The sequence below is a fragment of the Mesorhizobium sp. M1A.F.Ca.IN.022.07.1.1 genome, from assembly GCF_003997575.1.
In the GTDB taxonomy this organism is placed as follows: domain Bacteria; phylum Pseudomonadota; class Alphaproteobacteria; order Rhizobiales; family Rhizobiaceae; genus Mesorhizobium.
This window is the reverse complement of sequence record NZ_RZST01000217.1, coordinates 1-10196: the sequence shown is the minus strand read 5'-3', so window position 1 is coordinate 10196 and position 10196 is coordinate 1. Positions and strand designations below refer to the sequence as shown.

Annotated in this window: 12 protein-coding genes; 3 read left to right on the top strand and 9 right to left on the bottom strand. The window is 62.6% G+C overall.

The window, feature by feature from the left end; all coding sequences use genetic code 11:
* Positions 1-29 precede the first annotated feature (29 nt).
* Positions 30-398 (bottom strand): hypothetical protein, encoded by a 369-nt coding sequence (locus EOA75_RS21790; RefSeq protein WP_127325128.1) that lies wholly within the window; start codon positions 396-398, stop codon positions 30-32.
* A gap of 233 nt (positions 399-631) precedes the next feature.
* Here EOA75_RS21790 and EOA75_RS35795 point away from each other — a divergent pair, with 233 nt between their 5' ends.
* Both EOA75_RS35795 and EOA75_RS21780 read left to right on the top strand, forming a co-directional pair.
* Complete coding sequence (locus tag EOA75_RS35795) at positions 632-1213, top strand: CatB-related O-acetyltransferase (protein WP_067330659.1); 582 nt, start codon at positions 632-634, stop codon at positions 1211-1213.
* Between the two features lie 114 nt (positions 1214-1327).
* Complete coding sequence (locus EOA75_RS21780; RefSeq protein WP_127325127.1) at positions 1328-2269, top strand: glycosyltransferase; 942 nt, start codon at positions 1328-1330, stop codon at positions 2267-2269.
* A gap of 449 nt (positions 2270-2718) precedes the next feature.
* On the opposite strand, the gene EOA75_RS21775 is transcribed toward EOA75_RS21780, so the two are convergent.
* From EOA75_RS21775 to EOA75_RS21765, 3 genes are all read right to left on the bottom strand, one after another.
* The gene (locus EOA75_RS21775; RefSeq protein WP_066999301.1) at positions 2719-2961 is read right to left on the bottom strand and encodes a DUF982 domain-containing protein; all 243 of its coding nucleotides are present in this window, start codon (positions 2959-2961) and stop codon (positions 2719-2721) included.
* A gap of 360 nt (positions 2962-3321) precedes the next feature.
* Entirely contained in the window at positions 3322-3567 is a 246-nt protein-coding gene (locus EOA75_RS21770; RefSeq protein ID WP_059186167.1) for a DUF982 domain-containing protein, read from the bottom strand.
* A 114-nt stretch (positions 3568-3681) separates the two neighbouring features.
* On the bottom strand, positions 3682-3900 hold the full coding sequence (locus EOA75_RS21765) for a hypothetical protein (protein ID WP_245299680.1): 219 nt from the start codon (positions 3898-3900) through the stop codon (positions 3682-3684).
* A 422-nt stretch (positions 3901-4322) separates the two neighbouring features.
* Here EOA75_RS21765 and EOA75_RS21760 point away from each other — a divergent pair, with 422 nt between their 5' ends.
* Positions 4323-4682 (top strand): metalloregulator ArsR/SmtB family transcription factor, encoded by a 360-nt coding sequence (locus tag EOA75_RS21760; RefSeq protein WP_066999308.1) that lies wholly within the window; start codon positions 4323-4325, stop codon positions 4680-4682.
* Positions 4683-5176: 494 nt separating this feature from the next.
* Here EOA75_RS21760 and EOA75_RS21755 read toward each other — a convergent pair whose 3' ends face one another.
* The 5 genes from EOA75_RS21755 to EOA75_RS21735 form a co-directional block, all read right to left on the bottom strand.
* Positions 5177-5983 carry an ABC transporter permease gene (locus tag EOA75_RS21755; protein WP_067330673.1) on the bottom strand — a complete coding sequence of 269 codons (807 nt, stop codon included), beginning with the start codon at positions 5981-5983 and terminating at the stop codon, positions 5177-5179.
* Between the two features lie 4 nt (positions 5984-5987).
* A complete protein-coding gene (locus EOA75_RS21750) occupies positions 5988-6821 on the bottom strand; it encodes an ABC transporter permease (protein WP_067330676.1) in 834 nt (277 codons plus the stop codon).
* Positions 6822-6844: 23 nt separating this feature from the next.
* Positions 6845-7957 carry an ABC transporter substrate-binding protein gene (locus tag EOA75_RS21745; protein ID WP_127325126.1) on the bottom strand — a complete coding sequence of 371 codons (1113 nt, stop codon included), beginning with the start codon at positions 7955-7957 and terminating at the stop codon, positions 6845-6847.
* Positions 7958-8025: 68 nt separating this feature from the next.
* The gene (locus EOA75_RS21740) at positions 8026-9120 is read right to left on the bottom strand and encodes an ABC transporter ATP-binding protein (protein ID WP_095801538.1); all 1095 of its coding nucleotides are present in this window, start codon (positions 9118-9120) and stop codon (positions 8026-8028) included.
* Positions 9121-9510: 390 nt separating this feature from the next.
* Positions 9511-10196, bottom strand: a 686-nt coding sequence (locus tag EOA75_RS21735; protein ID WP_127325125.1) for a LysR substrate-binding domain-containing protein, incomplete at its 5' end; no start/stop codon positions are given.

The window sequence follows — 10196 nt, the reverse complement described above, 5'->3', positions numbered from 1 at the left end:
GAAGCTGCCGCTCCGGGTCAAGCGTAAGGTCAAGTCCAGACACAAGCCGATCTCCGATCCCAATACAGGATCGGCAACCTCACAGATCGCGACCACTCCCGAAAGGTGGTCAGGAAACACCGCTTACAAAGCAATCGGTCAGCGCGCTTCAAAAGCTCGATAAGGCCCCCAGCCTTGATCCCGAAATGATAGCGCCAATCGAAGGATAGCTCCTTCTTCTTCTCGGCGCTCACTAGGATAGTCTCAAGCGGGTATCCGCGGAAGAATGCCGGCTTGTCAGTTGCCACGATAATCCTGGCTTTCGGGCTATGGTGCAAAAGCTTGAGTGCGCTGAGTAGCGCACCGAGGTGATAAAGCTCGTTATCGCCATAGGCGATGTAACCAAAGACGTCATTCATTCAGTCAAGTCGTCATTCTGTTAAGTCGAAGGGGCGGTTCGCTCCACTAGCAACACTCGCGGCCCCAATCCACCGCAAACACAACACCAACAGAGGAAAAATGCGGCGATCAAAGTCTTCGGCAATCTAGTCTCAAACTGAAGACCACTCGCCCGACTTTGGGAAATTCCTGAGCTTGTGGATTGGGCCCATCTGCGGCTATGTCGCTATGGTGCTGGAGGCGGGGCTTCAGAATGTCCGTATTGTCCACCTGGTTGAGGAACGCTCGGTCGAAGCTGCCGGAACACGTGACCGTGGGACGCCACACTTATGGCTTGTCACGACGGAAGGTCTTTTTTCCCTCGAAGGAGGCCCCGCTGACGGTCGGGGCTTTCTGCTCGATCGCGGGTGACGTGCTTTTCATGTGCTCCGGCCAGCATTTGACCGATCGCGCCACGACATTTCCGATCCACAGCCGGATGCTGAAGCAATCAGATCCCGTCCGAAATGGCGGCAGACCGAGCGGCGTCACGATTGGCAATGATGTTTGGATTGGTCACGGCGCCATAATATTGCCAGGTGTGACGATCGGCGACGGCGCAGTGGTCGGCACCGGGGCCGTGGTCACCAAGGACGTGGCGCCTTATGCGATCGTTGGGGGCTCTCCGGCCCGACTGATCAGATATCGTTTCTCTGAGGATGTAATTTCGAAGTTGCTGGCAATCCGGTGGTGGGAATGGGACGACGAAAAGATCAAAAAGGAAGCCGGCGCGCTCACCGGTCCCATCGAGGCTTTCATCGGCAGGCATTTTGTGGCAGGCATCGCCTCAGTGTAGTGCGGCTGGGATAAACATTCGGCGGCTCAGCCGGATATTCACGGTCGATCTTGAAAGACCCTTGGTACGAAGCTCGATATTACGGAGGTAGGCTTGCAGCGCCCATGCTACTTCTTGGCCGCGGATAGCAAGTATTTTCCCTATGCATGCCTGGCAGCGCGCCGGATACTGGATGTTTCCGCGCCAATCGATGGCTTCATTCTCCACGTGAAGGCTGATGAGAGCGATATCCAAGTCGCGAGGCGGTTGCTTGGCGACAGAGTAGCGTTGCTCGACGTGTCCGACTTCATGGAACGCGTTGGCTTCCGCTTCGGTACCTACAGCATCGCCGCCTATGTCCGCCTGTTCGCGGACCTGCTACCGCAATTCGACGGTTATGGTCGGATCGCCTACACCGATTGTGATGTCCTGTTCAATCGTGACATCAACGACCTGGCCTGCCAGGAGCTCGAAGCGCCGCTGCTGGCGGCGCACGACGACTACATGTACTTCCGGCCGTCATATCGCAGAACCTTCAGGATGCAGCCGGGCGCGCCATACTTCAATTCCGGCGTGGTGGTCTTCGACATGGATGCGGTGCGCGTGGAAGGCGTCCTGGAACGGACGCGCCGGACCGCGATCCATCGACAAATGAACGACCAGAACGCGCTTAATGTCGCCTTCGAGGGCAAATGGCAGACGATGCACCCGAACTGGAATCTGATGTCGAACGGCGCCCGGGATTATCGGTTTTCTCAGGCCTATGCACGGCATTTCGCGGGCGGCAAGCCTTGGGGCAGCCAGATTGGAGTCGAGCTCGAAGCCCTCAAGATCTGGCGCGATCTGGCAGAGGATACGCCTTGGAATAAGCCCTTCCGGCAGCGGCTGCCGTTCGAGCGCGGGATAACGAAACGCTTCCTCCGGCGCTTCGATGCCGTCGGTGGTCTCTTCGGTAACGACGTGCATCGCCGCCGCGCGCGTTACGACGCGGGGAAAATGCACCAGATCTACGCAAGGCAAGCGGAAGAGGGCGCGATGGCCGTACAATTCCCGGAGGTGCTCGGCGGGTTTGGCTGATCTTCTTTCCAAATCGGCCGCTTCCTGTGGATATTAGCCGCCCGTTCACCATGCCTCTCGCTTCGCATTGAGCGCCGGCGGCCGGCTCGTTGAAATGGTACCGCCTGAACAACAGGCGCCCCGAAAGTCCAGCGGCCGGCGTTTTCATGTATCCCCGTCAGGATGTCCGCAAGGGCGTGCTGAAAAGTATGCGTCGGTCGCTGCCCCTCACTCGCTGGGATGCCGCGCAACCAATACCGCACAAAATCAAGCCCGCCCCGGCGATGGGAAGCCGGAACGGGCTCGGCTTGGGTCTGGAACCCGTGTAGTCAGGAGACTACGGAGAAGTAACAGGTCGGCGGCTGCAATGTTCCGAAGTTTCTGGCTTACGGGCCGCCGGGAGCAAGTCCTTAGCGGTAATTCGAGACGATCCGGGTGGCGGATTTTTCCGCACGGGATCGCGACACGCTTCAGGCCAGCAGGCCGGCGGCCTTCGCTGCCTTGCGCAGGGTTTTGCGGGCTTCGGTAGGACTTCTCAAGCCGTCGAGCGCGTCGCGGCAGACGCGGCTTGCCGACCGCCAGGCGCGGTCGCGCGCCCGCCTTGGCCAGCGCAGGTCGAGGCATTCGACTGCCTCGAAGCAGCTTGAGACCTTGCGATGTCCGCTTGGTTCGAAATCGATCACGACCGGCTCGGAAAACCAGACGTCGTTCATCACATGCTCCGTTCGTATGTTGGTCTTTTGATAAGCAACGGCGCCGGCAGGCGCCTGTTGGGATGCGGGCCCCGGATGATCGGCGGACCCGCGCATTAACCAAACACTGCCGATAATGTTCCGGAAAATTTTAGAGATTAGCGATGGGCCGGCCGGAGTTGCTCACGTAGCGGATTCATTGCGCCGGCGCGCCGCGCAAAAAACATGTGACAACGTCACTGGCCGCGCTGTCGTCCGCGGCGAGATCGGAGCCGACAGGCGGATGAACGCGTCACGCAGCGGTTTCGGCCGGCGCGGAAGCGTCCGGTCAATTCGCGCGTCGTGTCGCTCTTCTACAGAAGACAGGATGCCGCCTTGGAGCTATTCGACCAACACATGCGCTTCGCGCGCGGCGCTGATGAAGGCTTCCCTGGCGTTGTCGGCCGGAACGTCGCCGCTCATTGCCCGGCGGCAGGCGCGCAGCGCCGCGCCATGCTGCGCGCTGCCGGCGTCGCGCCATTGGCCCGTCAGCAGTTCCACAGCCTGCTGGGCGTTGGAAATGTGTCGGATCGAGCCTGCCACGCCGACGGCGACTTCGACCGGCCTGGAAAACCATCCCTGGATCATCGCGAAACCCCTAATGCGTTGTGAGCGGATGATAAACGCGCCACCGCGCGGCAAGTTCATCCCGATATTTCAACAGGATGTGAGCAGCGCGCCGGTAACGGGCGTGGCTGCCGGCTATCTTCCGAGCGGCTTGCGGGACAGTTCGATGAGTTCCGTCTCATCGGTGATGCCGGCCATGTAATTGGCGATGATGCGGGAGGCGCGCGCCTCCTTCTGCTCTTCGGTTTCTCCATCGATGCGGCCGCTCTCGAAGACACGCCCCAACAGCGCCGTCTCGGCGGGCGTGAATGTGTTTCGCGACATGTTGGACACGGGCTTCTTCCTCCAGCTCATGTCCCCCTTGCTCCCCGGCTAAACATTAGCACGGGTTCGGAAACGGGGTGAGTCCTCAAGGAAACGGCGACAACGTGCGTCTTTCGCGGCGCCGGGCCGGCCAGGTTTCGTCTCGTTGTCTGCTCGAAGGCATGCCGGAGACTGGGCCAGCTTCGCTATCTTGCTGAAAGGACGAAGCGCTGATACTCATTAGCGGCGCGGAATTATTCCGAGTCTGCGCCAACTTGCGTCGCGCAACAACGCGGCGCAGGCTGTCCGAGACCAAGATCCCGACGTGGTGGCAACCGGGTTACGGAGGGTATTGGTCGAACAAAGAAGCAGGGCAGGTTCCGACTGCGTGTCGGAGCAGGCCCATCAAATGCTCTGGAATTCCGAAGCCATTGCCCCCGTGGCCTCGGAAGAGCATGAACATGGGGAAACCGATGGTGACCAAGAAACTTACCGCCAACGCAGAAAGCGCGGCAGCCTTTCTTGCGGTGATGGGCAACGAGAAGCGTTTGCTCATCATGAACTACCTGGCCGAGGGCGAATTGTCTGTCGGCGCGCTCGCCGACAAGGTCGAACTCAGCCAGTCCGCACTCTCCCAGCATCTGGCCAAACTGCGCAGGTTTGGCCTGGTCGACACCCGCCGCGACCGCCAGATGGTCTATTATTCCTGCAAGTCGTCCGCAGCGCGTGAGCTCCTCGTTCTGCTCGACGGGCTGCTGACCATGGACAGGCCGCTCGCCGGCCCGGCCCGGCAGGCTCTTGTCGAAAGAATGCGGCCGCCGCAGGCCGCCTGAACGGCTCCGACGCAGGCGAGGGCGAGCAGCCTTCGCCTGCGCGGCGCGCCCTCCAAACAGGATGGCAACACGTCGGCCGGCATACATGCCCTGGCCGCGCTTTATCACTTCATCAGCCGGGACGCGATCCTGGCCAGAATGCTGCCGGGAAACCGGTAGCGGCCGGATTTTGTCATGTCGTCACGGGCTGGCTGTCGTCGCCGATCGGGCTCGACTTCTCGCGCTCTTCCCATCACTTTTGCTTGAAGGATGCTGCCCCGGCGCGGTCGCGGATGCTCACAAGCCGATGATCTTATAGCACTTTTCTGCCGCCGCCGCCCGCTCCCGGCACGCCGAGGTTTACGGATTTGTAAATCGCGCGCCGGACTTCGGGTGGCTAGACTTTTACGCGATCCACACCCCCGGATCACCACGGGCCAGACTTCCACTTTGGCACCGTCAGAGGCTCGTCGCTCCCGGCGGGCCTCTTTCGTTTTGGGGACAAAGCCGCGGATTTACGGTGCGGCTTGCCGGCGCGCAATCATGCTGCGCACGGCGAGCACCAGCACGGTGATGATGATCAGGATCACCGAAAGGGCTGCGATCGCCGGATCGATGTTGTCGCGCAGTCCCATCCACATCAGGCGCGGCAGCGTGATGGCGTTCACCGAGGTGATGAACAGCGTCACGCCGATCTCTTCCCAGGAGAGCACGAAGGAGAGGAGCGCCGCGGTGACGATGCCGAACTTGATGTTGGGCATGATGACGCGCGTCGCGCGCTCCCACACGCTGGCGCCCAGGCCTCGTGCCGCGAGGTCGATGCGCCGATCGAGCTGGCTGAGCGAGACCAGGATCAGAACGGTGGCGAAGGGCACCGTCATCACCGCGTGCGCCATCGCGACACCCAGCCAGGTGTCGTAACCGAAGAAGGATGAGATGCCGGAGACCGAGGTGAGCAGGAAATACAGCGTCACCGCCGAAACCACCGGCGGCACCACCATCGGCAAAAGCACGAAGCCGACCAGGGCGGCGGTGAAGCGCGGCTGGAACATCCACACGCCGAGACTGAAGGTGAGCGCGAGCGCCGTGGAAATCGCGCTGCTGACCACACCGATGCGGATCGAGAGCAGGATGGACTCCAGCCAGCGCGGATCCTCGATCAGCGAACGGTAGTGGCGCAGCGACAGTTCGCCGGTCGGCATGGTCAACATGCGGCTCGGCGTCAGCGACACCGGGATGACGGCGAGCAATGGCATAAGCAGAAACAGCGCCACCAGGACGGCGAGGATGAGCGAGACGGGACCGGGGCGGTAGGTGGGCATCTTGCTACACCAATTGCTTCGGTTTGACGTAGCGGAACAAGAGCGCCATCAGCGCGCCGACGAACACCACCAGCACGACGCTTATTGCCGCGCCCAGCCCCCAGTCCGGGCTCTGGAAGATGCGAAGATAGATGAGTTCGGCGATCATCACGCTGCGGCCGCCGCCGAGGATCGCCGGCGTGACGAAGAAGCCCAGCGAGAAGACGAAAGTGATCATCGCCGAGCCGATAATGCCCGAGCGCGTCATCGGCACGAACACCGTCCAGAAGGTGCGCATGCGGCTGGAGCCAAGCCCGCGCGCCGCGAGCAGCACGCGCTCGTCGAGGCTGCGCATGGCCGAAGCCAGCGGAAACACCGCGAAGGGGATGAGGAAATGCGACATGCCGACGATGACGCCGAACTCGTTGCGCACGAGCGTCAGCGGCTCGGAGATGAAGCCGATCGATTGCAGCCAGGTGTTGATGAGCCCGCGGTTGGACAACAGCGCCACCCAGCCGAAGGCGCGCGTCAGCACCGAGATCCAGAACGGCACCAGGATGCAGAATTCCGCAAGCACGCGCTGCACCGGGCTGCCGCGCACCCAGACGACCGTGATCGCATAGGCGGCGGTGACGGAAACGATGGTGACGATCGCCGCGATGCGCAACGTGCGGACGAATACCGACTGCACCAGCGGATCGCTGACCAGCGCGCCATATTGGCCGAGTCCCGGCGTCGGCAAGGTGAAGCTCCACTTCACCACGCCGAGGAAAGGCCAGGCATAAGCAAGGACCAGGAACAGGAGCAGCGGCGCCATCAACAGCGCCGCGCCCGTCCTGTCGGAGAGGGTGCCCCTCATGTCAGTTCAGCATCTCCGCCCGCTCAAGCCGAGATGATCTTGGTGTATTCGTCGAGCGCCGCGCCGTAGTTCTTGGCGTACCACTCCATGTCGAGCGGGATCTGCTTCTTCATGTTTTCCGGATCGACCGGGTTGATGCGCTTCTTGTCGGCCGGGATCAGCGCGTCGGCGGCCGGGTTGGCCGGGCCCTGGCCGAGCTTGTCGAACATCACCAGTTCCTTCTGCGGATCCTGCGTGCTGGCGATGAACTTCATCGCAGCTTCCTTGCCGCCGGGATTGTTTTTCAGAACCGCGAGCGCGCCGGGCGAGATCAGGCCCTGGTCCCAGATGAACTTGATCTGGCCGCCCGAGTCCTGCTCGATCAGCGAGGCGCGCGTCGACCAGACGATCGCCATCGAAGCCTCGCCGTTGAGCAACACGCTCTGGCTTTCGGCGCCACCGCCCCAATAGGAGACGACGTTTTCCTTGAAGGCGGCGATCTTGTCATGCGCGCGCTTGAGGTCGAGCGGATAGAGCGAGGCGGGTGCCACGCCGTCGGCGAGCAGGGCGGCTTCCCAGCTCGACACGCCCCATTTGTAGAGCGAGCGCTTGCCGGGGAATTTCTTCACGTCGAAAAAGTCGGCCATGCCGGTCGGCGCATTGGAGCCGAACTTCTGCGAGTCGTAGGCGATCACGTAGGAGAAGAAATAGGTCGACGCGGCAAATTCCCAGCCGAAGCCCGGCCGCATCTTGCTCTTGTCGACGATCTTGTAGTCGATCGGCTCGAGCATGCCCTGGCCGCCCAGCGTAATGGCCGAGAACGGATCGACGTCGACCAGGTCCCAGGTCGGCGCGCCGCTCTTGAACTGCGCGGCGATCGCGCCCTCGGTCGGGCCCGAGCCGTCCATCTTCACCGGGATGCCGGTATCCTTGGTGAAGGCCTGGCCGTAGGCGGCGTCGTAAGCGGTGATGGCGTCGCCGCCCCAATTCACCAGCACCAGCCCCTTGGTCTCGGCTTGAGCATGGGTCGAGCGCAGCAGCATCGGCGTGCCGGCGAGCACGAGGCCTGCAAGCTGCGCGAATTGCCGGCGCGAGATCTCGCCGCGTTTTGCCGTCTCTGCGAGGGAGTCGATGGTCTGTTTCTTGGTCTCGTTCATGTCAGTTCCCCTTGTTTTAATTGATCTGATCCGGAAACCGACGCGGCGAATTCACGCCGCTTCGGCGCTCATTGTCCTCCGTCCGGCAGGAGGAAGCCCTTTTCCGCCGGCCAGGTCAGCCAGACGGAATTGCCCTTGCTCAACGCTGCCGCGGCCACCTCGTTCGGCACCGAGACGGTGACCTTCGCACCCTGGCGCGTGGTCAGGTCGAGCTTGGTCGCCGCACCCAGATAGGTCGAAGCGACAGCAGTGGCGGCGATGCCGTTTTCGCCGGCCGCTGCCTCCGGCGCGATCGACATGTGTTCCGGCCGGATTGCCAGGATAGCGTCGCCGCGGACCTTTTCTGCTTTGCAGCGCATGTTGACCGCCCGGTCCTCGCAGACACCGGTGGCGCCATTATCGGCGGGCTTGACGCCCTTCACGGGCAGCATGTTGATCTCGCCCAGGAACTCGGCGACGAAGCGGCTGGCCGGCCGGTCGTAGACCTCGTCCGGCCTGCCGACCTGCAAGAGCTTGCCGTGATTGAAAATGGCGACGCGCGAGGAAAGCGCCAGCGCCTCGCTCTGGTCGTGAGTGACGAAGACAAAGGTGGTGCCGGTCTCCTGGTGCAGCCGCTTCATCTCGGCCTGCATCTGGCCGCGCAGGCTCTTGTCCAGCGCCGAGAACGGCTCGTCGAGAAGCAGCACGCCCGGCTCGAACACCAGGGCGCGGGCGAGCGCCACGCGCTGCTGCTGGCCGCCGGAAAGCTGCGCCGGCAATTTCTTCTCGTGGCCTTTGAGACCGACGCGCTCGATCATCTCGCCGACACGGCTTTTGATCTCGGAAGCGGACTTCTTGCGCACCTTGAGCGGAAAGGCGATGTTCTGTTCCACGCTCATATGCGGGAACAAAGCATAGCCCTGGAATACCATGCCGGCGGCGCGCTGTTCGGCCGGCCGGTCGGTAATGTCGGTGCCGTCGCTGAAAAGCCTGCCCTCGCTCGGCTGCACGAAGCCGGCCAAGATCATCAGGAAGGTGGTCTTGCCGGAACCGGATGGCCCAAGCAGCGTCAGGAACTCGCCGCGGCCGATATCGAGCGTGAGATTGTCCAGCGCCCGGAACGAGCCGAAGCTCTTGCCTATCCCGTTCGCCTTGATCTCTGCGGCCCGGCCGGGTTGCTGCATCCTGCCTTCGTCCTCACGCTTGTTTCAAATCGTATGCACGGCGCGCGTTCACCGCAACCGAATAGTTTTCGTCTGTTCGGCAAATTTGATTCACGGATGGGCAGGTGGCGCGAGCGTCTCCCAAACTTGGGCGTTCGGCGGGCTCGCCAACCTTCGCGATTGGCGAAGGCGTTCATGCCGTCGCCATTTCAGGGCGGAGCAAGGAGCGAAGCGACGCGCGCAGACCCTGGTTGCCATGCCGTGACCTCTGGGAGCTGCAACGGTGCAGAATTCTGATCAAGCGTGCCTTTCGCGATCGCCACGGAATGGATCCTCGGGTCAAGCCCGGGGATGACGACCGGACGGTTGGCACTCCGAGGGACATCCTAAGGCGTGCCGGCGTCCCCGCCTTCAATACTTCGCCAGCCTGCTTTCCAAAAGCTTCGCCCGCAGCCAGTCGCTGAAGGCATTGAGTACCGGGTGGCCCGCCTTGGCATGCTCGAAGACCAGATAGTAGGAGCGCGGCGAGGGCACCGTCGCTTCGAACGGCTTGACCAGCCTGCCCTCGCTCAGCGCCCGGCGGCCGGTCAGCTCGTCTCCCATGGCGATGCCCTGGCCGGCGATTGCCGCCGAGAAGACGAGGTTCATGTCGGAAAAGAAGATGCCGCCTTCGGTGTCGGGATTTTCCACCTTCGACAGCGCCAGCCAGCGCGCCCAGTCCTCGGTATCGCTGAGATGCAGCAGGTTGGCGCGCAGCACGTCGGCGGGCTTGGAAAAGCCGCCCACCTTGTTGAGCAACGTCGGGCTGCAGAGCGGGGTGAAGGAGACCTCGCAAAGCAGCTCCACCGCGCGGTTCGGCCAGTTGCCGACGCCGAAGGCGATGAAGGCGTCCGCCTCCGGATTGCTGACGTCGTCGAGCCGCCGCGGCGTCAGCACCGACAGCGCGACGTCCGGATACATCTGCTGGAACTCGCCGATATGGGTGCACAGGAACATCGAGGCGAAGCCCGGCGGACAGGAGATGCCGAAGGAGCCGCCGACGCCGGCGCCGCTGTTCTGCGTCCCCGCGTCGCCGAGCACGGTCAGCGCGTTCCTGA